The following is a 23,540-nucleotide window of genomic DNA, read 5'->3' as shown; positions in this document are numbered from 1 at the left end:
CAGGAGAGGCCCCTCCACCAGCTTTGCTGGTCCCCCCTCTTCGTTTCGGGGAGGATATGTAACAAACCCCTTCACATCGCGCATCGGGCCCCCTAAAGCCCACCCATCCCCGGGGGGCCGTTATCGCACGGCTGAGAGGTGGGCAGCAGCCCACGACCCGCTGAACCTGATCCGGTTGACACCGGCGTAGGGAGGGTTGGCGGCCAGTCCGTTGTCCCTCCAGTGGAGTGGACGTGATGGCTTTGAATATTGATTCCCGTTGTCTTTTGCTTGCCTTGCCGGTGCTGCTGCTGGCCAACCCGGCGTTTGCCGCGACGCCGTCCGACGATGCTGACACGATCCGCGTTACCGGGCATCCCGATCCCGAAGGGCTATTGCCCGATCAGACCGCAGCAAAGGCGGTCAGCGCGATCTCGGCCGAATTCATCGGCAAGCAGGCGCCGACATTCAACGCGTTCCAGCTGGTCGGCCTGCTGCCCGGCGCCAATGTCGCATCGAGCGACCCGTATGGCCTGTCGGTCAGTTCCAGCCTGACCTTGCGCGGGCTGGGGCAGGACGAAATCGGCGTCCTGCTCGAGGGCGCGCCGCAAAACGATATCGGCTATTATTACGCTTATCCCTCGCAATTCGCCGATGCCGAAAACATCCGCCAGGTCACGCTGAGCCAGGGCGCGGCCGATATCGACTCGCCTACGGTGGGCGGCGCAGGCGGCCTGCTGTCGCTGACGCTCGATGATCCCCGGGCACGCGCCGGCGCGCTGCTCGACTTGTCGCTCGGATCGTACAACGAACGCCGCGCGTTTGCCCGCGTCGATACCGGAACAATCGCCCATACCAACCTGAAGGCGTTCGTCTCGGTGTCCGATAACCGCGCCGACAACTGGCGCGGCGCCGGTTACGACACAAGGTTCCATATCGACGCCAAGCTGTTGAACGAATGGGGCAATGGCAATCGCGCAAGCATCGCGGTGTCGTTCAACCAGGCCGATACCTCGACATACCCCAGCCCCACCCTCGCCGATTGGCAGGCCAATGGCCGCGGCTTCAACTACGACAAGCACTACACCGACGGCGACACCAATTACTGGCGGCTATACCGCAGCCCGTTCCGCAACCTGTATTTTTCGGCGCCGGTGCATCTGGTGCTGGGCGACCGCCTGACACTCGACACCACGACGTATGTGCAATTCGGCTATGGCAATTCGCCTTACGGAACGCAGCTGGCAACCACGGGCAATTATCAGGGCACCCAGGCGCTGGGGCCGATCGCTCTGCCCGGCGCCGAAGACGGGGTGGCGACCGTACTGGGCAATTACACCGGCCGGCAGTTTCGCGCCGGCGATGTCGCCAAATTGACGCTGAAGACGGGCGTGCACACGGTCACCGCCGGCCTGTGGCTCGATTACGGCACCGACCACGACATCCAGTCCTACACTTCGATCAATCCCGACGGCACGCCCACCGACATCTGGGGTTATGCCGACAAGGCGATCCACACCGCCGACGGCCAGCTGCTCGCGTATGAAGACGAGCGCACCACGACCGTGACCAAGGGGTTCTTCCTGGCCGACAGCATCGCGCTGACCCCGCGCCTAACGCTCGAAGCAGGGTTCAAGGGCGTCAGCGTGCTGCACAACGGCCAGAACTACCTGCCCGGCCCGCAAGCGGGCGTGCATTTCGCCAGCTTTGCCGCGCTCCCGCGCGCGTCGCTGCGGTACAAGATCGACGATCGGAGCCAGCTCTTTGCCAATGTCACCACCAACTTCCGCGCGCCGGACGAATACACGCTCTACACCACGTATGACAGCGGCATGCCGAGCGGGCAGGGCAACCCTGCGCTGAAGAACGAGTATTCGGTGTCCGAAGAACTGGGCTACCGCGTAATCGGCGCCAATGTCTCGGCCTCGCTGACGGCATTTCACTACCATTTCCGCAACCGGCAACTGGCCACGGTGATCGATGCGGACGGCGCCCTGATCAATTCGACAATCAACGCCGGATCGCAGACCTCGTACGGCCTCGACGGCGAAGTCGACTATCGCCCGGCCAAAGGCGTCAGCCTGTATGTTTCGGGCGAAGTCCTCCACGCGCGGATCGACGACGATCTGCCGGCAGGTGGCGATGATCTCCCCACCGCGGGCAAGCACGCGGTGTCGAGCCCGGCGCTGCAGGCCGGCTTTGGCGGCACCTACGACGATGGCCGCCTGTTCGGCAGCTTCGCGCTGAAATACGTCGGGCGCCAATATTCGACTTTCACCAACGACGAGAGCGTACCGGGATACGCGACGCTCGACCTGTCGGTCGGCGTGCATCTGGCGGGCCTGATTGACCAGAAACGCACCGATCTGCGCGTGAACCTGATCAACGCGACCAACCCGCACGTGCTGTCGGGGGTCGAGGCGATCAGCACCAATGCGCTCAACACGATCGGCCGCAACGGCACGCTGATCGCCGGATTGGCACCGGCGTATTACATCGGCGCGGGCCGCGCGGTCGTGGTCACGCTGTCGCGCGCGTTCTGATGGCGGCCGTTCGATGAGTGGGGGCGCGGACCATCGGGTACACGGTATGGGGCTGGCGCTGGAAGCGCCGACCTGGCCGGTGATCACGCGCGACGAGGCGGCCGCGGTCCTGCGCCATTTTCCAACGGCGGGCCGGTTGATCGACTTGCGCTGGCACTCGCCGCGCCCATTTTCCGCCGCCACGTTGCTGGACACCACCAATGGCGCCTTCGTGCTCAAACGCCACCACCGCACGCTGCGCGATGCGGCCGGGCTGGCGCAGGAGCATGCGTTCATCGCGCATCTGCGCGCCAACGGCCTGTCGGTGCCCGAAATCATGACCGCCAGCGACGGCAGCGGCACCGTTGCCGAAGGCGACTGGACGTATGAACTCCACTGCCAGGCGCCGGGTCACGACCTCTATCGCGACTCGCCGTCGTGGACGCCGTTTGCGTCGCACGGCCACGCATACGCCGCCGGCGCCGCGCTGGCGCGGCTGCACCTGGCGGCGCAGGGCTTCGACGCGCCCGCCCGCCCGCCGCAGCCGCTGGTGGGCAGCTTCGGCATCCTGACCGCGCCCGACCCTGTGGCCGGCGCCGCAAGCTACGTCGCCGCACGCCCCGCGCTGGCCACATTCCTGGCCGATCGCCCATGGCAACGCGACCTGGCGCACCTGTTTGCCACGCAGGGCAAAGGGTTGCCCGCGCGTCTGGCGGATCAGCCGCCGCTATGGACTCACAACGACTGGCATCCGTCGAACCTGCTGTGGTCCGATCAGGGCGAGGTCGCCACCGTCTTCGATTTCGGCCTGGCCGATCGCACCAGCGCCGTGCACGACCTGGCCACGGCAATCGAACGCAGCGCGATCCGGTGGTTGGACCTCGCGCGCCCGACACCACTCAGCAATCATCACCCCGTTCCCCCCCCAGGCCGTCACCCCGCTCCCCCCCTACTTCGTCATCCCGGACTTGATCCGGGATCCAGCTTCCTTATCCGCCCCAACGAAGGCAAAGCGACGAACGAGGAGGGGCGCCACTATACCGCCACCGAAACCCCAACCATCGCCGACCCGGCATCCGCCCTGGCGCTGATCGCAGGATACCGCAGCGTGCGCCCGCTCACGCCCACAGACATCGCCACCGTGGTGCGCCTGCTGCCGCTCGTCCACGTGGAATTCGCGCTGTCGGAAATCGACTATTTCGCCGGCGTTCTCGGCGACACCGACCAGGCGGCGCAAGCCTGGGACGACTACCTGATCGGCCACGCGCAATGGTTCCGCTCCGACGACGGCCGCGCATTCCTCGCCCACCTGCTGGCTACATCCTGATGTCGTGGCTCGAAATCGCCGCCGTCATCACCAGCTTTGCCGCGATCTGGCTGACCGCCCGGCGCAACATGCTGTGCTGGCCGGTCAACCTCGTCGCCTGCGTGCTGTATTTCAAACTGTTCCTCGATGTCCGGCTCTACGCCGACATGGTGCTCCAGGCGCTGTTCGGCGCCGGCATCGTCTATGGCTGGGTGCTATGGGCGCGCGGCAAGGCGGATACAGGCGAGGTCGCCGTCCAGCCCCTCGCACGCGGACCCGCCGCCATCGCGCTGATCGCCGGCGCCGCCGGCGCACTGGCGATAGGCTGGTTCACCAGCCACTACACCAACGCCGCGCTGCCATGGATCGACGCAACGCTGACCAGCTTCAGCATGGTCGCGCAATACTGGGCCGCGCGGCGCCATGCGGCGAACTGGCTGGCGTGGATCGTGATCGATGCGGCGTATGTCGGCATGTTCGTGTTCAAGGGTCTGATACTGACGGCGGGGCTATATGCCGCGATGATCGCTTTGGCGGTTTTGGGCTACAAAAACTGGATGACGCCGCGTCATCCCGACTTCCGCGGCTAAATCAGAACCCAATCGGCCCAATTGAGTATACTGGCCCCTGAAATCCCCAAGGTCGATGGGCGTCTGCCGAATTAACGGTTGCCGATATCATGCAACCCAAGCATGGTCCTGGCGTGAAGCAGCAGCTGGGGCAGCGATGCGACGGGCAATACTGGCGGTTACGATGTGCGCGCTGATTTCGGCGTGCGGATCAAACGGCACGACAATCGCACATAACACCGATGGCGGTACGACCGTGACAATGGGGGATTCCGGTAACGGTCCTGCCATGGTGGCAAAAGTGGCTGGCCCCGGTCAGGCTGTTGTGCCGGGCGATCTCCCTGTCTGGGCGCCGGTCTATCCCGGCGCCACCGTCAGCCAGGTGACCGACATCGCCTCTCATGGCGGTGAAGCAATGCCTGGCGGGCGTCACAAGCAGGTGATCTTCCTGACCTCGGACCCCATTGCAAAGGTATCGGAGTTCTATGAGCAGAAGATTGCTGCCACAGGGGTCAAGCCGATGATGACCAGCAATCAACCCGATGGGTCGATGTGGGCGATGCCTGCGCCAGGCGGTCAGTCCGATACGATCACGGTGGCCAAGAGTGACGGACAGACGGCGATCGCGTTGACCTATGGCGTCAAGCAGTAGCAGCCTGTTCGCCTGACTATCGGCACCCGGGCAGAACCATGGGGCGCAAACATTGCAACGGAACCCAACCTTATGAAAAGCGCATCGGCCTGTCTCACCATCATCGGCCTGGCGGCGGTTATCGCCATTCCCGGGGTATCGATCGCGCAGATGTTGAAGATGCAGCCGGGCCTGTGGGAATACACCTCGACCACCACGAGCGCTACCATTCCGGGCATGCCCCCTTCCGCCACAAAGGCCATGGAAGGGCGGACGATGACCATCCGCCATTGCCTGACCGCTGCGGATGCGGCGCAAGGACCACTGGCGGCCATGAAGAAGAACCCGTCCTGTTCGATCAGCTTTGCCGCGCAGCCGAATGGGCAATTCACATCGAACATGGTCTGCAAAGGGCCCCAGGGACCGTCAACGATCGTGAGCTCGGGCTCCGCGATGGCAACGTCGTTTTCCAGCACAACGAAAATGACGTTGACCGGCGCGCAAGCGATGACGGTTGCATCGCATGCGACCGGCCGCAGGGTTGGAGAGTGCCCCAAGTAACGCGGGTAAGCATGATCTGGAATTCCGGGGGCAGTATACGGAATTATAAGCGCGATTGTGTATACTGCCCCCTGAATTCGTGAAGGCGAAATAGTGAGGTACACTGCCCCTTGAACTCATGTGGTTTACCTGGCACAGGCGGTATAGTTGCCTTGCCGGCACTCGGCCACTGCGCGGCGCCATTGGGCCAGGTCCTGCTCGTACCGTGCACGGCTGTGTGCGTAGTCCGCCATGGCGCGTTCGTGATATCGGGAACGGTCGGCATAGTCGGCGTTGGCCTCTGCCGAAGGACTGCTCCGCTGCGTTGTTCGCCAACCTTCAGCATATTGGGCGTCACGCTGGCGGACCATCGCAAGTTCCTTCAGGTTCGACTGGCGGATTGCCTCGTGGTCACGAGCCCGAGCGGTGGCGCTGCTCATTGCCCGATCTGCCGGTTCGTCTGCCATCGCGGCGGACGGCATCATTGCAGCGACGACTGCCGTGAACGCATATAGGCCGACCTTCATCGATATTTCCCTGGAAACGCTTGACGTCTTTTATCCTACAACCCAGTTATCCCGCAATCCGATTGCGATAAACCGATTGCGGTTCGTCGCACTGCACTAGCAAGGACATGCGGGGCAGAAGTTTCGGGTACAGGATGCATTATTGGAAATGTGATGAGTTATGTATACTGTCCCCAGAATTCCCAGGGGATCGCAACCGCGCTCGGAATCTCGGTCTCAACCGCACACGAGTTCGTCGAAAAGGCGAAGCGCAAGTTGAAAGCCAAATCTCGCGCGGAATTAATTGCGGTCGCCGTCTCGCTCGCGTTCATAGACCTTTGAGCGTAACTACCCTGAAACCGAACACCCCCTGATTGGAGGGTTAGCAGAACGTTAATTCTGCCCTATACTGGCCAAGCAGTTGCTCCATCGTCGGAGGGACAACAGAGGGAAGGCCAAGACAAATGCGATTAAAGAATTGGATCCAGCCGGGTTTGGCACTGGCAGTAGGGCTTGCGGCGCCGGCGATTTTTGCCGCGGGGGCGGCCAACGCGGCTCCGATCGTCTACGATGTCAGCCTTCCGTCCCCTTCAACGTGGACGTTGTCGGGAACGATCACCACCGATGGCGCGATCGGCGCACTGTCTGTCGCGGATATAACTGCGTTTGATTTGACGGCGACCAATGGTTCGACCACGGCCAGCTGCATCAGCGGCGGTAGCTGCGCACTGTATGGCAGCAGCGGCTTTTCAGGATCTGCCACCCAGCTCACTTGGGATTTTAGTGCGTCGCCCCAGCCCGAGGCCGCGTTTCAACTGCCTGGCAGCTTTATATGTTTCGGCCCAAGCGGCGGCCTGTGCGCTTATGGAAATCAGGGAAATGTTGCGGCCTATTCCGTCTCCGGGAATAATACTGCGCAAACTTATACTGGCGTGCAAGTTCTCGGCAGCGTTGCGGCTGCAGCTGCCGTACCCGAGCCAGCCACCTGGGCGATGATGCTTGCGGGTTTTGGCTTGATCGGTTTCGCTGCTCGTAAGCGCTCCTCGATCAAGACGAGCGTCACCTACGCTTAACAGGCTGCGGAAAAAGGCTTCCATTGACCGCGTTGATATGATTCGATGTTTTCCGTTGCAGCAGCAAGGAAAACATTGGATGCGCGGCAGTGATGATCGGAGCGAGGGGCTTTTTTCCTATGTGAGCTGCGAAGCGCGGGTGCCGCATGGTCATCCGCTTCGGGCGATCCGTGCGATTGTGGACGAGGCGCTGGAGGTTTTGTCTGCCGATTTCGAGCAGATGTATTCGCGCATAGGCCGCCCATCAATCGCGCCGGAGAAGCTGCTTCGCGCCTTGCTGCTACAGGCGTTCTTCTCGATCCGCTCAGAGCGCCAGTTGATGGAGCAACTCGACTAGGAATTCCGGGGACAGTATACAGAATTATTCGCTCGATTGTGTATACTGTCCCCTGAACTCAGGCTTGCCACTCCTCCAAGAATGCCAACTCCAGATGCGCCAACAGCCGCCGCTTCAAGCGATGCCCCTATCGCGTTAGCCGCCGCGTCAAAAGACGCGACCGCGCCAAATAGGTTAGCCGCAAGTGCAGCAAGTGACGAGGCCGCCCCAACATCGTTTGGCGCACCTGGCGCACCGGCAGCGGAGACGCCTGCTTGAACACCTTGCGTAACTGCACCGACGATGGGCACGACAGAAACAGACATAAAACCTCCAATAATTGTATGACAAAACTATGATCTATTTGAGATAGCCAGAAGTTTCCATCGATTCCATCTAACCTGAACTAAAAACATCGTCATTAGAGCGTTGCACATAAAAATAATAAAAATTCCTCTATAATTGAGAGAAGTATTTTTATTTTCAATAATGTCCAAAAAAGGCAATTCTTTCCCGGTAGCTAAATTATTATAAGTCGATATATTTTGCATCTGATACTTATCATCTACATATAAATAATCACCGTCAAGCGATGTCAATTTTATTAGATATTTATGATCATCCCAATATGTGACAATCACAGATTCGCCGGATACTAGCTCACGTTGGGAATTTGCGATCTTTTTAATACAAGGCATTTGTCGGCGAATATTGCTCAAATATGAGCATCTAAGCCAAATATCAAATTCTCTATTTCTAAAATGATAAACACCGCTTTTCCAGTGTGAATCTGATAATATTACCGCATTTATCTTCTTTATATGATTAGGTAAAGGAAGTTCATAATCATTACTGAAAACATTTAGAAAACCAATTATACTAAATACGAATGGTCCGGAAAATACTAGAAAAAAACTGTTGTGAAATAAACAAAAATATTGCGTTTTGGTGGAAAAAAGAGAAATTTAAAAAACGATTTAAGTGTCATTTTTTGTAACAAAACAGATTTCTTTTGATAATTATTTGTACTCATTTCGTCCCCCTAAAAAAGGAAGGTGCATGACGTCATTTATTATATGGAAATAATTCATATTCACGCTATTAAACCTACGTTTAAAAATATAAAAAGTATTTTTACTTAATTAAGTTATCTTTTTTTACAAGAGAGTTCCGGGGACAGTATACGGAATTATAGAAAAAAACCGCACAATTAAGTATACTGTCCCCTGATTACAAGCACGGTGCCAGAAAGTGTTCATTATACAGATAGGTTTAGTTAAAATGTATCCTGCTGCAGAAATTTTTTGTGGGCTTTACGGAAACCTCGGAAAGCTCGAGGGATACCATCTTCCCGACTTTAAAAGAGTGTCGGATCATGGAGTTATTGGCTACGCAAGCGCGGTTTATATGGTGCGGTCCAAAGGGGCTTTATGTTTTAATATGAAAAGGGTTGAAGATTATCCAATTTTATTCGAAATTGATGAATTGCCGTCGCAATATAAATTATCTTGCAGCTACATAGAAAATTTTAAATTTGAAGAAAACCCATCAAATTGTATGAATTTTATTCAAGCAAATGAAATAAATTCAAACAAGTTTAAATATGGTGTTGAAGAAAAAGAAGGCATTTTGAATATAAAATTCGAAATATTATTTATTACAAATTCGAATGTTTATTCTATTTGTATAAACCCTTTGGGTGGATTTTATGTGAACCGTGAGGTTCATTGATACGAACCATGTCTGCATTCGTGCGGCTGATTATGAAGGCGCTTCGCTAAATTGCTTTAACAGGCTGCGGCAGAGTTCCGGGGCCAGCAGAGTTCCGGGGCCAGTATACCCATTAGCGGCGATATAGAACGGGCTGGTACCTTTACAAGGCTGACCGAAACCGGCCTTTCGGCTCACGGCCCAATTCCCGACATCGCCACTCATATTTTGGCGAAGTCTACCGGTCATGGATATCGCAATTGGAACCGTTAACGAGCGAAGCCATTTATCCCGCCAGGACATTCCCGTTGCAACACGGGCCAAGGACGACCAGAGCGCGGGGCGAAGTGCAAAAGCACCGACTCGGGAGGGGTTGCCAGTTCCAACCCGAGTATGTCCCCATGCACGCCGCGTCCCCCCCGATCACCGCTGATTCCAGCAACACACCCCCCCATGGCACAGCGCTAGCCGAACTGGCGCTGGCGCTTGGCGGCTTCGCGCTGGGCACCGGCGAGTTCGCCTCCATGGGCCTGCTGCCCGATGTCGCCCGCGACGTCCACGTCTCCATCCCCGTCGCCGGCCATATGATCAGCGCCTACGCCCTGGGCGTGGTGATCGGCGCGCCGGTGCTGGCGGCGGTGTTTGCGCGGGCGGGGCGGCGGGCGATGCTGGTCGGGCTGATGGTGTTCTTTGCGTGCGCCAACGGGCTGTGCGCGGTCGCGTCCAGTTATGGGTTGATTGTCGCCGCGCGGTTTCTCGCCGGCTTGCCCCATGGCGCGTATTTCGGGATTGCCTCGCTGGTGGCGGCCTCGCTCGTGCCGGCGGACAAGCGGGCGCAGGCGGTGGCCCGGATGATGTTGGGGCTGAGTTGTGCCAATATCGTCGGGGTTCCGTTTGCGACCTGGGTGGGGCAGGCCGCGGGGTGGCGCGCCGCGTTTGTCGTGGTCGCCGCGATCGGGGTGGCGACGGCGGTGCTGTGCCGGCTGATGCTCAGGCCGATGCCGGCGCCGGACAATACCAGCCCGCTGACCGAGCTGGGTGCATTGCGGCGGGGGCAGGTGTGGCTGACGCTGGGGATTGCCGCAATCGGCTTTGGCGGGGTGTTTGCGGTCTACAGCTATATCACCCCGATGCTGACGCAGGTGTCGGGCATGACCGAGGCGCACGTGCCGCTGGTGCTGTCGGTGATCGGGGCGGGCATGGTCGCGGGCAGTCTGTTCGGCGGCTGGCTGGCGGATCGCGGCGTGATGCGCGCGATCGCCATCACGCTGGTGCTCAATATCGTCACGCTCGGCCTGGTCATGATCACCGCGCATTCGGTGCTGCTGGTGACGATCAACATGTTCTTCGTCGGGTTTGCCGCGCTGTCGATGGGGCCGCCGTTGCAGACGCGGCTGATGGATATCGCCGCCGATGCCCAGGCGCTGGCCGCCTCGCTCAACCACAGCGCGTTCAACACCGCCAACGCGCTGGGCGCGTGGCTCGGCGGCGTGGCGATCGCATCGGGGCTGGGGTGGACGTCGACCGGCCCGATCGGCGCGCTGCTTGCGGCGGGCGGGCTGGCCATATGGTTCGTGGCCTGGCATACTGGCCGCCATGGCAGGGCCGCATGATGACCGATGACCGCCGTTCCTCTCCCGCCGCGCTGCGCAATCGCGATGGCATTCTCGATGTCCTGCGCCAGGTCCTGCCCCCAACCGGGCGCGTGCTCGAAGTGGCGAGCGGCAGCGGCGAACATGTGATGCATTTCGCGCAAAGTCTGCCCACCCTCGAATGGCAACCGTCCGATCCGTCGCCCGATGCGCGCCAGTCGATCGCGGCCTGGGCCAGCGAAGCGCCTTTGGCCAATCTCGCGCCGCCCATCGATCTCGATGCCGCTGCCGGCCCGTGGCCGGCCGGGCCGTTTGCCGCAGTGCTGTGCATCAACATGGTCCATATCAGCCCGTGGCCGGCGACGATCGGCCTGATGCGCGGCGCGAGCGGCGTGTTGCCACACGGCGGCGTGCTGTATTTGTATGGCCCCTATCGCCAGGCCGGGCGTCCGCTGGCACCGGGCAATGCCGCGTTCGATGAAGACTTGCGCGCGCGCAATCCCGATTGGGGCCTGCGCGATCTCGAGACCGTGATCGCGTGCGGGGCAGACCATGGCTTCGACTTCGACCGCGTGGTCGAGATGCCCGCCAACAACCTGTCGGTGATATTCCGCAAGGTTTAGGCGATACGCCGACGCAGCGCGTCTTCGGCGACGATCGTCACCGGGCGCCCGATGTCGATCAGGCCCTGCGCCTTGCGATAGGGTTCGCTGGCGGTCACCCATTTGCCATAGGATTGCCGGTTGGCGATCACCAGCATCGTCGTGCTCGGGCCGACCTTGGCCATCACGCGCGCGCCGGCGCCGGCGGCGCGATTGGCCAGCGGGCCGTCGACCGCTTCGCCCAGGATGACCACGCGTTCGCCCAGCAGTGGGCCGGTCGTCGCGGCGCGCGGTGCCTTTGCGCGCGGTATCGCGCGCCGGGTCATCCATCCGCCCAGGTCGATGCCGGTGTGTTCGATCGCCCTCACGATGACCATGCCCGCCGCGCGCGCATCGCTGAGCGCGTCATGATGCCGGTGGTCGAGCCCGAGGAAACCAGTCAGCACATTCAGCCGGTGGCTGGGCAAGTGCGGCCAAGCGGCCTTGGCGACGCGCACGCTGTCGAGCCAGGTCGTTTCGATCAGCGGGTGCGCGCCGACGCGGCATGCGGCGGCCAGCGCGCCCTTGTCGAAATAGGAATGCGCCACGGTGATCCGCCCACGCAAATGGCTGTCGATCAGCGCGTGAATATCGCCAAAGGTCGGCTGCCCTTCGACATGGTGCGCAGCGATCCCATGGATCGCGATGTTGAACGATGAAAAGTCGTCGAGCGGATCGACCAGCGTTTCCCATGCAAACACTTCGCGCCCGCCGCGAAACCCGACGATGCCGATCTGGCAGATGCTGCTGACGCGCGAACACGCGGTTTCGACATCGACCACGACAAAATCCGGGGCTTCGTCCAGCGATTGCGCGAGGTTCGTCAAACTCATCACTTGTGCATAGCAAGCCCGCGATCAGACGCCAATTGCCTGCGCACCAAAGACCGTGGGCGCATCGCCGTCGTGCCACGGCGCATACAGCGTCATGACCGAGGCGAACAGAGCGGACGCAAGATGATCCTCCAGCCAGCGCTGCAACCGGGGCAGGGGTTGCGCGGCAAACCACGCAGCATCGGTCGCGGCAAATTGGCGCACGAACGGCATGATCGCCATGTCGGCCAGGCCCGGCTCGCGCCCGCAAAGCTGGCCCCCATCGGCCAGCATCTGATCGAGCCGGCGCAGGAAATCCGCGCCACGGTCGCGGTGCGCCGCCGGATCGCTGTCGTGCCGGTGCGGGTATTTGTACCGGTCGAGATCGTGTTTGAACGGCCCGTCGTTCATGGCGATCAGGTCGCCATGATTGCGCGACAACCAGCCATATGGATCATTGCGGCCAAGGCTGAAATGCATGATCGCCAGGCTCTGTTCGATCACGACGGTGTCGGGCAGCACCAGCACCGGAACAGTGGCTTTGGGCGATGCAGCGATCAGCCCGGGCGGTTTGGCCGACAGCTTTACCTCGCGCAATTCGCATGCGGTACCGCTGGCCATGATCGCCAGGCGCGCGCGCATGGCATAAGGGCAGCGGCGGAAACTGTAGAGCACGGGCAAAGTCATGGCACGCGCCCGTAATGCGTTTCGACCGCGATGCCCAGTTGCCCCAGCCATTCGCGCGGCAATGTGCCACCGGCGCAGACGATGACCGCGTCATTGGCGATGACATGCGTGCCGCCGGCATCGGCAATGGCGACAGTATCGGGCGTGATGGCCGCAAGCGTTGCATTCAGATGCACCGCAATCGCACCGGTTTGCGCCAGCGACGTACGGTTTTCGGCGCGGGCGCGGGCAAAGGCGCTGCCGCGATGGACCAGCGTGACCATTGTGCCGGCAAATTCGGCCAGCGCCATCGCCGCCTCCAGCGCGGAATCGCCGCCACCGATGACCAACACGCGCAGGCCCGCATATTGGCCGGGATCGCTCAACCGGTAGACCACTTTGTCCAGCTCTTCGCCCGGCACATTCAGCCGGCGCGGCGTGCCGCCCCGGCCCATCGCCAGCAGCACGCGGCGCGTTCGATAGCGGGCCTTGTCCGACACCACGATCAATCCGCCAGGCTCGCGCTCGATCGTGCGCACGCGCTCTTCATACCGCGGCGCCAGGCCGGTGCGCGCGCTCACATCCTGCCAGAACGCCATCAGGCCTTCCTTGCTGATGCTGCCCAGGCGCACTTCACCGATCAGCGGCAGTGTCGCCGGCGCGGTCGTCACCACTTTGCCGCGCGGATAATGCGCGACCGATCCGCCAAGCGTCGCCTGATCGAGCGCGACAAACCGCAGGCCCTGCGCAATCGCGCCAAGCCCCGCCGCCATGCCCGCCGGACCGCAGCCGACGATCACGAGATCGAGCCGCCCGGGATCAACGACGGGCTCCTGCTTCAGCGCAGCGGCGATATGGTCGACCGCAGCGCCGCCTTGCGCCATTGCATTGCGGATCAGCCCGAGCCCGCCCAGTTCACCCGCGATATGAATGCCCGGTACGCTGGTTTCGCCGCCGGGGCGCAACACCGGCACATCGATCCCGCGCGTCGGCGTGCCGAACACCAGCTGAATCGCGCCGGTCGGGCACGCCTCGTGACACGTGCCATGCCCGACGCAGGCCCACGGCTCGATCAGCGTTGCGACGCGGCCGACCAGGCCCAGCACATCATGCTCGGGACAGGCGCGGACGCAGGCGCCGCAGCCGATGCACTTTGCCGCGTCGATCACCGGATGCAGGCTGGGCGGCTCGGCCAGGCCGGCGGCGCGGTTCTGCGCCAGCAGCGCGCGATTGCGCCGCGTGCGCGCGCGATGCAGCCGCGCCCAGCCGCCGATCGCCAGGACCAGCTGCACTGCGTAGACCGGCACGAGAAACAGCGTCGGGATCATCGACCGGCTTTGCCCTTCTAAGCCCAAGGATGTCAAAAAATCAGCGATGGCCAGCGAAATCTGGCATCACAGCGCAGGCCCGGAACAAGGGTGGATTCGCAAACAGGGATTTGTCATGGGCAGCGCGGCACCGGTGATCGGCAAGGGCGGGGCGGGTATCCCTGCGCGGCTGGTCGATGGCGTGGTCGCCGCGGTTGTCGTGGCCGGGCTGGCATGGGGCTGGTCGACGCGCGAACAGGCATCGCTCGATCCGCACGGCTGGCCGGGCTATCTGATCGGGATTGCCGGCACGGTGATGATGGTTGCCGCCGCCGGGCTTTCGTGGCGCAAACGCCGCGCGCAGGGCCGTATCTCGGTGGGCGCATGGTACAACGCCCATGTGCTGCTCGGGCTGTTCGGCCCGGTGCTGGTGCTGGTCCATGCGCGGTTTGCCTGGGGGTCGATCAATTCCAGCTTTGCGCTGGGCGCGATGGGCCTGGTCATCACCAGCGGTCTGTTTGCGCGCTATGGGCTCGGCCCGGCACGGCGGCGGGGGCTGCGCTGGGCCGAACTGTGGCATTACGGCCATGCGCCGCTGTGCATGGTGCTGGTGCTGGCGGTGATCGTGCACATTTACATGGCGCATGCGTACTGATGCGCTGGCTGCTGCGCCTCGTGATCGGGCTGATGCTGCTCGCGGGCGTTTACGTTTCCTTGCCTGTGGCAGGTGGGGTGCACGCCGAAACCGTGATCGAGCGGATGACCAGCCCCGGGCCGCTATCAACAGCGCATGCCAAGCTGGAGGCGCATTGCAACACCTGCCACCTGTCGTTTTATCGCCAGGCGCAGGACAGGCAATGCCTGGCCTGCCACACCGGCATCGCGCGCGACATCGCCACACAGACGCGCTGGCACGGCCTGGTGCCAAAAGCGCGGACGCAGCCGTGCAGCAGCTGCCATGCCGAACATCATGGGTCCGGCAAACCCGCGTTGACCGTGTTCGACCGCGCGACGTTTCACCACGATACCCAGTCCGCCTATCGCCTGACCGGCGCGCATGCGCGCACGGCGTGCGCAGCGTGCCACACAAGCAGGCTTTATCGCGAAACGCCGCAGGCCTGTGCCGGGTGCCACGCACGCGCCGATGTGCATCAGGGCCGCTTGCAGGCCTGCGCGGGGTGCCACACGACTGCAAACTGGCGCACCGTACTGCCGTTCGACCATGATCGCACGCGCTATCCGCTGACCGGCGCACATCGCACCACGCCCTGCGCCGGGTGCCATGCAAACCAGCAATGGCACGGCGTATCCACCGAATGCGTCTCGTGTCATGTGCGCAAAGACGTCCACCGCGGCGCCGACGGGCCAAAATGTGCATCGTGCCACTTGACCACCAACTGGCGCACGGTGGTGTTCGATCACGACAGCGTAAAGGCATTTCCGCTGGTCGGCGCCCATCGCGCCGTCACCTGCGCCGGGTGCCACGCCAAAACCGCGCGTCCGGACAAGGCGCCGGTCGCCTGCGCCGGGTGTCATGGGAAGGACGATGTCCACAGGGGCAGCGATGGGCCAAAATGCGCCGATTGCCACAGTCAGGCGACGTGGAAAGTCGCGACGTTCGACCACGCCAAAACGACGTTTCCGCTGGTCGGCGCGCATATGAAAGTGGCCTGCACCGGATGCCACACCGGCTCGGTCGACAAGGTCAGGATCGGCGGCCAGTGCATCGACTGCCACCGCAAGGACGATGTCCACCGCGCGTCGCTGGGCCCGGTATGCGAACGCTGCCACAAACAGACGAGCTTCATCATTCCGGGCATTGCGCGCATCACCGCGCCGCGCCCGGGCGCGGCGACGAAGCCAGGCGATTTTCCAAGATCGGGCCTGAAACCCTGAACATATAAAAGGCACGCAGGCCCGCACACCTGCGTCTTGCCAGTGCAACGATCACCGCATAGCGCTGATGCGACAGCTTGGACGCAGGAGCCCGCCAATGACCACCGATTACACCATGGCCAGAGCGCTGCTCAACGATCCGCTGACCAACCGCGGCACTGCATTTTCGCTGGAGGATCGCGATAGGTACGGGCTGCACGGCCTGTTGCCGTCGAATGTGCTGACGCTGGAGGAACAGATCGACCGGCGGCGTCGGATGCTCGAAGGCATGGACAGCGATTTCCATCGCTATGCGTTCCTGCGCGAATTGCAGGATACCAACGAAGTGCTGTTTCACGCCGTGGTGCACAGCGATCTGCCGCGCATGTTGCCGCTGGTCTATACCCCGACCGTGGGCGAAGGCTGCGAACGCTTCAGCCAGATTTTCCGCCGCCCGCGCGGGCTGTTCCTGTCCTGGCCGAACCGGCATCATATCCGCGCGATCCTGGCCGACCCGGCGCTCGACCGCGTCAAAGTGATCGTCGTGTCCGATGGCGAGCGTATTCTCGGCCTCGGCGACCAGGGTGCGGGCGGCATGGGCATCCCGATCGGCAAGCTGGCATTATACACTGCCTGCGCCGGGCTGCACCCGGCCGAAGTGTTGCCGATCCTGCTCGATTGCGGGACCGATAACGAAGAGCGGCTGAACGATCCGCTGTATATCGGCTGGCACTCCAAACGCGTGCGCGGTGCCGAATACGACGCCTTTGTCGAGGAATTCGTCAGCGCGGTCGACGAACGCTTTCCCGATGTGCTGCTGCAATGGGAGGATTTCGCGGGCAAGAACGCGTATGACCTGCTTGGCCGCTATCGTCACCGGCTGCTCAGCTTCAACGACGATATCCAGGGCACCGCCGCGACCGCGGTCGGCACTTTGCTGTCGGCAGTGCGCACCACCGAAGTCCCGCTCTCGGCGCAACGCTTCCTGCTGTACGGGGTCGGCGCGGCGGGCAGCGGCATCGCAGAAATGCTCGTGCGCGCGATCATGGCCGAAGGCGTCGATGAAAAGACCGCGCGCGCAACGATCTGGCCGATCGATCGCGACGGCCTGATCCTGTCCGACATGCCCGACCTGCCGCCGCAACAGGTGCCGCTGGCGCGCGACCCGGCCGACATCGCGGACTGGCCGCGCATCGGCAACGGCCGTATCGGCCTGGAACAGACGATCGCGCATGTCCGCCCGACCGTGCTGATCGGCGCCTCGGGCCAGCGCGATGCGTTCAACGAAGGCGCAATCCGCCTGATGGCCAGCCTGACCGAACGCCCGGTGATCTTTCCGCTGTCGAACCCGGTGTCGCGCGCAGAAGCGCATCCGGCGGACATTCTACGCTGGAGCGAAGACCGCGCAATCGTGGGGTCGGGCAGCCCGTTCGGCACGCAGGGCGTCACGCAAGTCAACAACATCTATATTTTTCCCGGCATCGGGCTGGGCGCGCTGGCCGCGCGCGCCAGCGAAGTGACCGACGGCATGTTCATGGCCGCCGCGCGGCGGCTGGGCGAACTGAGCGGGGAAATCGGCGATGGCGGCGCAGGCCTGCTGCCGCCGATCACCGCGCTGCGCGAGGTCGCGTTGCGCATCGCAGTGGCGGTTGCGGAGCAGGCGATGGCCGAGGGCGTTGCGCAAGTCGCCCCCGAAGCGATCACCCGCGACGCGATCGCCGCCATGATGTGGCAACCTGAATACGCGTAAAAAATCCTCCCCGGCACGGGGAGGGGGACCACGCGAAGCCGTGGTGGAGGGGCGGTGCCGGATTGCGCAACGTCGCGACGACGCGCCAGCACGCTTGATCGGAGGCGCGCGTTATCGAGGTCTCGCCCAGCCGCCCGGCCCCTCCACCACGCCCCAAGAGGGGCGCGGTCCCCCTCCCCGTGCCGGGGAGGAATCAGGTAGTCGGGCGCATTACCAGCGACGCGATGCCGGTCGCATGGTCGGTCATGAACAGATACGCATCGGTATCCGCCTTGCGATCCTTGTTGATCGATTTGGCCGGCACCGATCCGGTGGCCTTGTCCTGGTGCACGATCAGCCAGCGCCTGGCTTTCTCGAACGCAGCGACATCTGCCGGGCTGGCGGTATCGTGCGCAACCTCGCGCAGCATAAATGCCGCGATCGCGGTGGCATAGCCGTCGCTGGCAGTCGGCAATGGCGTTTTGTCGACACGCTGCCACGGCGCCAGCGCGGGCAGGCTCCAGCCGCCGTCGGGCCCTTGCGCTGCAATCAGCTCCGCAACGACGGCCGCGCGCTGTTCCGGCGTGGCGATGCCGCGCAATTCGCTGTCGGCAATCAGGATCAGCATGCGGCTGTACAGCGATTGACCGCTCAGCCCGTCACGCAGATATCCGCGCAGGGCCTCGACATTGGGCGCGATCGCCGGATCGGCGGCGTAGCTGGCCGGTGCGCGCGCTACCGCCAGGGCGGCCAGCATTGCTCCCCAATAGGTCGCACTTGGCGATTCCCAAGGCTCGAGATGAAAATTGAGCCATGGAAACCCGCCTTTCGTGTCGCCGGTCTGCATCTGCAACGCCCACATCTGGGCAAACGCCTGTCTGGTATCGATGCCGAACACGCCACCGCGCTCGTTGTCGCGCGTGACCAGGAACAGCGCGTTCAGCACCGCTTCGACCCCGCGCGATTCGCCCGACTTGCCCATGCCGTTCTTCTGATCGGTGTAGAACGGAGCGATCTCGTTCCACAGGTACACGCGCTTGGTCACATCATCGAACATCGCGATTTCGGCGGGGCTGCGCGCGTGATCGCCTAGCGTAGTGCGCAATCCCGGCCGCGCGAGCATGCCCGGCAGCGCGGTGTGGCACGACACGCACATCGTATCATGGCTGCGCTGCGCCTTGGGCCATTGGCGCCACCAGGCGAGCCGCGTATCGAGATAATGCGCCGCCGCCGCCGCGTCCCATGTGGCCACCCTGGCGGCCGCGGCGCCTGTCGTAGTCGGCGCCAGCGAGGCAATCGCAAGCGCCGCGCCGGCGCCGATCAACAGGCGCCGATGCGCGATATGTCTGAATATCCCCATGGCCGGGCATCGTACGCCATGCACGGCCAAAGCCCAGAGGCCATTTGGCAAACCGTCAACTAGGGTTGCGCAACCGGCTCCCGAACGGCGCCCTGCGCGATTGCGGTGCGGTCCTGCTTGCCCCAGCCGCCACCACCGTTCAGAAACGCGATCCAGCCCCAGCACGCACCGGCATGGCGCAACAGCTGAAACGTGAACGGTTCGACGATCGAGGCAAACAGCGCCGGGCCCAGACCCAGGCCGTCGCCCTGGCCAGTCCAGCGGCGATAGAGCGTGATCGACCACAGATGAAACGTCAGGTCGATCACCACTTTGACCAGCATCACCAGCACGATCGCGCCGACCACCGGGAATGTGCCACGGATGCACAGCGTAATCAGGATCGCGAACGCGATCAGGCCATAGATCGGCTGTACTGTATCAAGCGCCTTGACCACCAGCATGCGCGTGCCCAGGCGGCCGAATTGCGCGTTGCCGACCATGTCGCGGTTCCAGTGCTGTGTCTGCAGGAAGCCACCGAACCAGCGGCGCCGCTGGCGCATGAATGCCATCGGGCTGGCGGGTGCATCGGTGCTGGCGACCGCGCCGCCGATCACGCGCACGCGCCAGTCATGCCCGTTTTCATGCGCAAACCGGTGCATGCGGTGGATCAACTCGTAATCCTCGACCATCGATTCAGGATCGAATCCGCCCGCGCAGACCAGCGCCGACCGGCGAAATCCCGCAAACGCGCCCGAAATCAGCAGCAGGCCGTTCTGCTGCATCCAGGCGAAACGCGACAGGAAATTGCGGACATATTCATAACGCTGAAACCACTGGAACACGCGCTCGATCGGGCGCTTGCCGCACATCGGGATCAGCACGCCGGTCGCGGCGACCAGTTGCGGTTCGGCCGCAAACGCATCGCGCATCGCTTTCAACGCGCCGGGCTCCAGCAGGGTGTCGGCGTCGATCGTCAGCACCAGATCGGTATTGATCTGCGGGATCGCGGCGTTCAGCGCGCGCGCCTTGCCGCCATGCGGCAGCCGAAGCCAGCGCAAGGCCGGCAACACGGGCGAGGGCGGGCTCATCTGGCCAAGCGCCGGCGCTTCCAGGCCATAAAACCGGCGCAAGACATCGGCGCTGTCGTCGCTCGATCCATCGTCGGCCAGCACGATCAGGTCGGGCGGACCGTCCTGCGCCATCAGCGTGTCGATCGTGATGCGCAGCGATGTGTCTTCGTTGTGCGCGGCAACGATTGCGGCCAGCGAGGCCGGCGGCAAAGTGCCATCGTGCGGCGGGACGGACCGCATCGATTTGCGCAAGGGCCACAGCTGGATTGCGGTAAACGCCAGCAGGAACGTGTCATAGCCGATATAGGCGATACCGACGGACCAGCCGAACAGGCTCGACCGGATGAGGCTTTGCCAGAACAGCACGACGAACAGGACAGGTCCCGCCCAGCCGAGCGCGGTGCCGATCCACGGGACGCGGCGCGGTGACAGACGCGGCGACAGCGCGTGAAATCCGGGATCGAGAATGCTCATTGCTGAAACCTGTATGATCTGGGATGAACCTGCGCTTTCAGGTGGTGCGCCATGACAGGTTTTGCCACAGTGCGACATCGCAATTGCCGGAGATTCTCAGATCATGCCCGAAAGACAGTTGAATGGCCGCTATACCTCGGTTGCCGTCACGCTTCACTGGCTGGTGGCGCTGTTCATCATCTACAATCTGGTCCAGGGCCTGTTGTTCAGCGACGATACGCCGCGATCGGCCGTCGAATTGCACAAATCGATCGGCATCACCGTCATCGGGCTGTTCGTGTTGCGGTTCTTGTGGAAACTCGGCCATCCCGGGCCCGCGCCGCTGCCTTCGCTAAAACCGTGGGAGCGCAAATTGTCCGTCAGTGCCCACCATTTGCTGTATCTGCTGATGGTGTTCGTTCCGCTGGCGGGGTGGCTGCACGATTCCGCATGGAAGGGCGCAGCCACGCATCCGCTGATGCTCTACGGCGTCATCCCCTGGTTCCGCATTCCGCTGTTTGGCGGTTTGACCGATGCGGGCAAGGATTGGTGGCACGAGAACCTGTTCACCGTGCACAAATATTCGAGCTGGGTGCTGATCGGTATTGTGGGCCTGCATATCGCCGGCGCGCTGAAGCACCAGTTCCTCGACCATCAGCCGCAGTTCCGCCGGATGTGGTACGGCAAATAGAACCTGTGCGGGGGCGGGGAGGTTATTGGGAAGCGCCCAGCTCCCTGATCCGCGCGCAGGCCTGCGTTTCCATCAATTGCAGTTCCGCAATCGTCATTTCAAGCACCGCTTGCTGCCGCTCCAGCAGCTTGATCCGCTGGCGGATGCCTGTCACCAGACGGTGCATCTGTTCGAGCTGGGTCGGGTCGGCGTCGTACAGATCGAGGAATTCCTTGATCTCGCGGATCGAAAACCCCAGCCGCTTGCCGCGCAGGATCAATTGCATGCGCGCAACGTCGCGCCGGCCATAGATCCGGGTGTTACCGACGCGCGCCGGTTCGATCAGGCCCTTGTCCTCGTAAAACCGCAGCGCGCGATGGGTGATGCCCAGGTGCGCCGCGACATCGTTGATGCCTTGGAGGCCGGCCAGCGCAGCGCCGGTTTCGGGCGCGGGCGGCTGCGGCGCCATGTCAATCGTCATCACTGCCTTGCCCCCCGTTGCGTGCCGAACCGATCAGAAATGGCCGCGAATATCAAGGGCCAACTGTGGCCCCAGCACGCGCCAGCTCTTCGGCGACCAGTTCCTTTTTCGACAGCTTGCCGATCATCGTCTTCGGCAATGTGTCGCGTATCTCGATCTGCCGGGGCAGTTCGATCTTGCTCAACGTTTCTGCCATGAAAGCACGCAATTGGTCGGGTGTAATCTGCGCGCCCTCGTGCAGCTTGACGAACAGCTTGGGGCTTTGCCCGCGATACGCATCGGGAATGCCGATCGCGATCGCCTCTTCGATGGCCGGGTTGCGGTATGCCGCTTCCTCGATCGCGCGCGGATAGACGTTGTATCCGCCGCACAGGATCACATCCTTGATCCGGTCGACAAGGTACAAGTAGCCGTCATCGTCGAAATAGCCGACATCGCCGGTGCGCAGCGCGCCATCCACAAACGTCGCGGCGGTGTCGGCCGGCTTGTTCCAGTACCCGGCCATGACCTGCGGCCCGCGCGCGCAGATTTCGCCGCGCTCGCCCGGCGGCATGATCCGCGCGGGGTTTTCGGGATCGCGGATCTCGATGATGGTGCCAGGAAACGTCACGCCGCACGAATTGGCCCGCGCTTCACCGAATACCGGGTTGCACGCGATCACCGGTGACGCTTCGGTCAGGCCATAGCCTTCGCAGATGCGCACCCCGGTGCGGTGCTCGAACGCCTCGCGCACGTCGAACGGCAGCGGCGCGCCGCCCGAAATGCACGCAATGATCCGGCTCATGCCGGGCAGATCGTCATCGGACAGCGCATTCATCGCAATGAACAGCGTGGGCACGCCAAAGAACATTGTCGGCGGTTTGCGGCGAAGCGCGGCGCACATCGCCTTCATCTCAAAGCGCGGCAACAGCACCAGTTCGGCACCGATCAGCACCGAAAAATCGAGCACTGCAGTCAGCGCAAAGACATGGAAGAACGGCAGCACCGCCATCGTGCGCTGCGGTTGGGGCAAATCGATGCCGATATGGCGGTGCTGTTGCAGCGCATTGGCGGTCAGATTGCGATGGGTCAGCATCGCGGCCTTGGGCGTGCCCGTGGTGCCGCCGGTGTATTGAAACACGGCCAGGTCGTCGGGCATCAGTTCGACCGGATCGGGCCCGGCGCGGCTGAGCGTCAGCTTGACGAAACCGACATGCGCGACCGTGCCCGGCGCCGACGCAGGGATCCGCGCGTGGAGTGCGCGCTTGAACAGGCGCCAGCCCAGCGCCTTTGGCCAGGGCAGGATTTCGGCCATCGGGCACACGATGATCGAACGCAAGGCGCTGTCGGGCGCGACACCCAGCACTTTGCCGTGAATTTCGGCGACATCGGGCACCGCGATCGCGACTGCGCCGGAGTCATTCAGCAAATGGTGCAATTCGTGCGGCGTATACAGCGGATTGCAATTGACCACGACCACGCCGATGCGCGCTGCGGCGTAATACAACGCGATGTAATGCGGCGTGTTGGGCAGGCACAGCGCCAGCCGGTCGCCCTTTTGCAGGCCCAGATCCTGCAATCCGCGCGCCGCCCGGGTGACCAGATCGCCGAGTTGGCCCCAGGTCCAGCACCGCCCGAGGAAATCGACCCCCGGCTGCGCCCCATGATCGCGCACCGTGTTGCTCAACAGATCGCCGACCAGCATCACGGGCGGGACCCAGTCTGGTGTCGGCGCTGTTGCAGGTGCGGTCATGGGGCCCTCGGTCATTGG

22 protein-coding genes, 1 pseudogene and 1 riboswitch are annotated in these 23,540 nt (G+C 62.6%); of the genes and pseudogenes, 15 read left to right on the top strand and 8 right to left on the bottom strand.

The annotated features are described in order from the left end of the window. Positions 1-100 precede the first annotated feature (100 nt). Positions 101-210, top strand: a riboswitch (TPP riboswitch). Between the two features lie 26 nt (positions 211-236). The 5 genes from ACOOE2_RS11420 (at position 237) to ACOOE2_RS11400 (ending at position 5,568) form a co-directional block, all read left to right on the top strand. Next, a complete protein-coding gene (locus tag ACOOE2_RS11420; protein WP_420383124.1) occupies positions 237-2,522 on the top strand; it encodes a TonB-dependent receptor in 2,286 nt (761 codons plus the stop codon). Positions 2,523-2,535: 13 nt separating this feature from the next. Then, positions 2,536-3,828: a phosphotransferase enzyme family protein gene (locus tag ACOOE2_RS11415; protein WP_420383123.1), complete on the top strand. Its 1,293-nt coding sequence runs from the start codon at positions 2,536-2,538 to the stop codon at positions 3,826-3,828. Continuing rightward, positions 3,828-4,397 (top strand): nicotinamide riboside transporter PnuC, encoded by a 570-nt coding sequence (gene pnuC / locus ACOOE2_RS11410; protein ID WP_420383122.1) that lies wholly within the window; start codon positions 3,828-3,830, stop codon positions 4,395-4,397. Before ACOOE2_RS11415 ends, pnuC begins: the two co-directional genes overlap by 1 nt. Positions 4,398-4,560: 163 nt before the next feature. Beyond that, positions 4,561-5,028, top strand: a complete 468-nt coding sequence (locus tag ACOOE2_RS11405) for a hypothetical protein (RefSeq protein WP_420383121.1) — start codon at positions 4,561-4,563, stop codon at positions 5,026-5,028. A 72-nt stretch (positions 5,029-5,100) separates the two neighbouring features. After that, a complete protein-coding gene (locus ACOOE2_RS11400; RefSeq protein WP_420383120.1) occupies positions 5,101-5,568 on the top strand; it encodes a DUF3617 domain-containing protein in 468 nt (155 codons plus the stop codon). 125 nt (positions 5,569-5,693) lie between these two features. On the opposite strand, the gene ACOOE2_RS11395 is transcribed toward ACOOE2_RS11400, so the two are convergent. Beyond that, a complete protein-coding gene (locus tag ACOOE2_RS11395; RefSeq protein WP_420383119.1) occupies positions 5,694-6,074 on the bottom strand; it encodes a hypothetical protein in 381 nt (126 codons plus the stop codon). Between the two features lie 153 nt (positions 6,075-6,227). Here ACOOE2_RS11395 and ACOOE2_RS11390 point away from each other — a divergent pair, with 153 nt between their 5' ends. The 6 genes and pseudogenes from ACOOE2_RS11390 (at position 6,228) to ACOOE2_RS11365 (ending at position 11,367) form a co-directional block, all read left to right on the top strand. Further along, positions 6,228-6,395, top strand: coding sequence for a helix-turn-helix transcriptional regulator (locus tag ACOOE2_RS11390; RefSeq protein ID WP_420383118.1), 168 nt, complete (start codon positions 6,228-6,230; stop codon positions 6,393-6,395). Positions 6,396-6,517: 122 nt separating this feature from the next. Further along, positions 6,518-7,126 carry a PEPxxWA-CTERM sorting domain-containing protein gene (locus ACOOE2_RS11385; protein ID WP_420383117.1) on the top strand — a complete coding sequence of 203 codons (609 nt, stop codon included), beginning with the start codon at positions 6,518-6,520 and terminating at the stop codon, positions 7,124-7,126. Between the two features lie 79 nt (positions 7,127-7,205). Next, positions 7,206-7,460 (top strand): annotated as a pseudogene (locus tag ACOOE2_RS11380) (transposase); the annotation flags it as partial. Positions 7,461-8,723: 1,263 nt separating this feature from the next. Beyond that, positions 8,724-9,173: a hypothetical protein gene (locus ACOOE2_RS11375; protein WP_420383116.1), complete on the top strand. Its 450-nt coding sequence runs from the start codon at positions 8,724-8,726 to the stop codon at positions 9,171-9,173. A gap of 380 nt (positions 9,174-9,553) precedes the next feature. After that, on the top strand, positions 9,554-10,765 hold the full coding sequence (locus ACOOE2_RS11370) for an MFS transporter (RefSeq protein WP_420383115.1): 1,212 nt from the start codon (positions 9,554-9,556) through the stop codon (positions 10,763-10,765). Further along, positions 10,765-11,367 carry a DUF938 domain-containing protein gene (locus tag ACOOE2_RS11365; protein ID WP_420384601.1) on the top strand — a complete coding sequence of 201 codons (603 nt, stop codon included), beginning with the start codon at positions 10,765-10,767 and terminating at the stop codon, positions 11,365-11,367. Before ACOOE2_RS11370 ends, ACOOE2_RS11365 begins: the two co-directional genes overlap by 1 nt. Here ACOOE2_RS11365 and ACOOE2_RS11360 read toward each other — a convergent pair. Genes ACOOE2_RS11360 through ACOOE2_RS11350 form a run of 3 tightly spaced genes read right to left on the bottom strand, consistent with a single transcriptional unit; the run spans position 11,364 to position 14,191 of the window. Next, positions 11,364-12,218, bottom strand: a complete 855-nt coding sequence (locus ACOOE2_RS11360) for an exonuclease domain-containing protein (protein ID WP_420383114.1) — start codon at positions 12,216-12,218, stop codon at positions 11,364-11,366. The two genes, ACOOE2_RS11365 and ACOOE2_RS11360, sit on opposite strands and share 4 nt — an antisense overlap. A 24-nt stretch (positions 12,219-12,242) precedes the next feature. After that, a complete protein-coding gene (locus ACOOE2_RS11355) occupies positions 12,243-12,884 on the bottom strand; it encodes a glutathione S-transferase (RefSeq protein WP_420383113.1) in 642 nt (213 codons plus the stop codon). Then, entirely contained in the window at positions 12,881-14,191 is a 1,311-nt protein-coding gene (locus ACOOE2_RS11350; RefSeq protein WP_420383112.1) for an NAD(P)-binding domain-containing protein, read from the bottom strand. The genes ACOOE2_RS11355 and ACOOE2_RS11350 overlap by 4 nt, the downstream gene beginning before the upstream one ends. Positions 14,192-14,306: 115 nt before the next feature. Here ACOOE2_RS11350 and ACOOE2_RS11345 point away from each other — a divergent pair, with 115 nt between their 5' ends. From ACOOE2_RS11345 to ACOOE2_RS11335, 3 genes are all read left to right on the top strand, one after another. Further along, on the top strand, positions 14,307-14,825 hold the full coding sequence (locus ACOOE2_RS11345) for a hypothetical protein (RefSeq protein WP_420383111.1): 519 nt from the start codon (positions 14,307-14,309) through the stop codon (positions 14,823-14,825). Next, on the top strand, positions 14,825-16,066 hold the full coding sequence (locus ACOOE2_RS11340; protein WP_420383110.1) for a cytochrome c3 family protein: 1,242 nt from the start codon (positions 14,825-14,827) through the stop codon (positions 16,064-16,066). The genes ACOOE2_RS11345 and ACOOE2_RS11340 overlap by 1 nt, the downstream gene beginning before the upstream one ends. Before the next feature lie 97 nt (positions 16,067-16,163). Beyond that, the gene (locus ACOOE2_RS11335; protein ID WP_420383109.1) at positions 16,164-17,795 is read left to right on the top strand and encodes an NAD-dependent malic enzyme; all 1,632 of its coding nucleotides are present in this window, start codon (positions 16,164-16,166) and stop codon (positions 17,793-17,795) included. Between the two features lie 193 nt (positions 17,796-17,988). Here ACOOE2_RS11335 and ACOOE2_RS11330 read toward each other — a convergent pair whose 3' ends face one another. Continuing rightward, positions 17,989-19,134: a hypothetical protein gene (locus ACOOE2_RS11330; RefSeq protein ID WP_420383108.1), complete on the bottom strand. Its 1,146-nt coding sequence runs from the start codon at positions 19,132-19,134 to the stop codon at positions 17,989-17,991. A 59-nt stretch (positions 19,135-19,193) separates the two neighbouring features. Next, complete coding sequence (locus ACOOE2_RS11325; protein ID WP_420383107.1) at positions 19,194-20,660, bottom strand: glycosyltransferase family 2 protein; 1,467 nt, start codon at positions 20,658-20,660, stop codon at positions 19,194-19,196. A gap of 103 nt (positions 20,661-20,763) precedes the next feature. On the opposite strand from ACOOE2_RS11325, the gene ACOOE2_RS11320 reads away from it, so the two are divergent. Next, entirely contained in the window at positions 20,764-21,330 is a 567-nt protein-coding gene (locus ACOOE2_RS11320) for a cytochrome b (protein WP_420383106.1), read from the top strand. Positions 21,331-21,352: 22 nt separating this feature from the next. Here ACOOE2_RS11320 and ACOOE2_RS11315 read toward each other — a convergent pair whose 3' ends face one another. Then, on the bottom strand, positions 21,353-21,790 hold the full coding sequence (locus ACOOE2_RS11315) for a MerR family transcriptional regulator (RefSeq protein WP_420383105.1): 438 nt from the start codon (positions 21,788-21,790) through the stop codon (positions 21,353-21,355). Positions 21,791-21,842: 52 nt separating this feature from the next. Continuing rightward, the gene (locus tag ACOOE2_RS11310; RefSeq protein ID WP_420383104.1) at positions 21,843-23,522 is read right to left on the bottom strand and encodes a long-chain-fatty-acid--CoA ligase; all 1,680 of its coding nucleotides are present in this window, start codon (positions 23,520-23,522) and stop codon (positions 21,843-21,845) included. Between the last annotated feature and the right edge of the window lie 18 nt (positions 23,523-23,540).

It is taken from the genome of Novosphingobium sp. (assembly GCF_965214355.1).
Lineage (GTDB): Bacteria > Pseudomonadota > Alphaproteobacteria > Sphingomonadales > Sphingomonadaceae > Novosphingobium.
This window is presented reverse-complemented; position numbering and strand designations above follow the sequence as displayed.

Coding starts and splice junctions, on each gene's coding strand:
- ACOOE2_RS11420 (WP_420383124.1), top strand. CDS start 237: ATGGCTTTGAATATTGATTCCCGTTGTCTTTTGCTTGCCTTGCCGGTG.
- ACOOE2_RS11415 (WP_420383123.1), top strand. CDS start 2,536: ATGAGTGGGGGCGCGGACCATCGGGTACACGGTATGGGGCTGGCGCTG.
- pnuC (WP_420383122.1), top strand. CDS start 3,828: ATGTCGTGGCTCGAAATCGCCGCCGTCATCACCAGCTTTGCCGCGATC.
- ACOOE2_RS11405 (WP_420383121.1), top strand. CDS start 4,561: ATGTGCGCGCTGATTTCGGCGTGCGGATCAAACGGCACGACAATCGCA.
- ACOOE2_RS11400 (WP_420383120.1), top strand. CDS start 5,101: ATGAAAAGCGCATCGGCCTGTCTCACCATCATCGGCCTGGCGGCGGTT.
- ACOOE2_RS11395 (WP_420383119.1), bottom strand. CDS start 6,074: ATGAAGGTCGGCCTATATGCGTTCACGGCAGTCGTCGCTGCAATGATG.
- ACOOE2_RS11390 (WP_420383118.1), top strand. CDS start 6,228: ATGAGTTATGTATACTGTCCCCAGAATTCCCAGGGGATCGCAACCGCG.
- ACOOE2_RS11385 (WP_420383117.1), top strand. CDS start 6,518: ATGCGATTAAAGAATTGGATCCAGCCGGGTTTGGCACTGGCAGTAGGG.
- ACOOE2_RS11375 (WP_420383116.1), top strand. CDS start 8,724: ATGTATCCTGCTGCAGAAATTTTTTGTGGGCTTTACGGAAACCTCGGA.
- ACOOE2_RS11370 (WP_420383115.1), top strand. CDS start 9,554: ATGCACGCCGCGTCCCCCCCGATCACCGCTGATTCCAGCAACACACCC.
- ACOOE2_RS11365 (WP_420384601.1), top strand. CDS start 10,765: ATGACCGATGACCGCCGTTCCTCTCCCGCCGCGCTGCGCAATCGCGAT.
- ACOOE2_RS11360 (WP_420383114.1), bottom strand. CDS start 12,218: ATGAGTTTGACGAACCTCGCGCAATCGCTGGACGAAGCCCCGGATTTT.
- ACOOE2_RS11355 (WP_420383113.1), bottom strand. CDS start 12,884: ATGACTTTGCCCGTGCTCTACAGTTTCCGCCGCTGCCCTTATGCCATG.
- ACOOE2_RS11350 (WP_420383112.1), bottom strand. CDS start 14,191: ATGATCCCGACGCTGTTTCTCGTGCCGGTCTACGCAGTGCAGCTGGTC.
- ACOOE2_RS11345 (WP_420383111.1), top strand. CDS start 14,307: ATGGGCAGCGCGGCACCGGTGATCGGCAAGGGCGGGGCGGGTATCCCT.
- ACOOE2_RS11340 (WP_420383110.1), top strand. CDS start 14,825: ATGCGCTGGCTGCTGCGCCTCGTGATCGGGCTGATGCTGCTCGCGGGC.
- ACOOE2_RS11335 (WP_420383109.1), top strand. CDS start 16,164: ATGACCACCGATTACACCATGGCCAGAGCGCTGCTCAACGATCCGCTG.
- ACOOE2_RS11330 (WP_420383108.1), bottom strand. CDS start 19,134: ATGGGGATATTCAGACATATCGCGCATCGGCGCCTGTTGATCGGCGCC.
- ACOOE2_RS11325 (WP_420383107.1), bottom strand. CDS start 20,660: ATGAGCATTCTCGATCCCGGATTTCACGCGCTGTCGCCGCGTCTGTCA.
- ACOOE2_RS11320 (WP_420383106.1), top strand. CDS start 20,764: ATGCCCGAAAGACAGTTGAATGGCCGCTATACCTCGGTTGCCGTCACG.
- ACOOE2_RS11315 (WP_420383105.1), bottom strand. CDS start 21,790: ATGACGATTGACATGGCGCCGCAGCCGCCCGCGCCCGAAACCGGCGCT.
- ACOOE2_RS11310 (WP_420383104.1), bottom strand. CDS start 23,522: ATGACCGCACCTGCAACAGCGCCGACACCAGACTGGGTCCCGCCCGTG.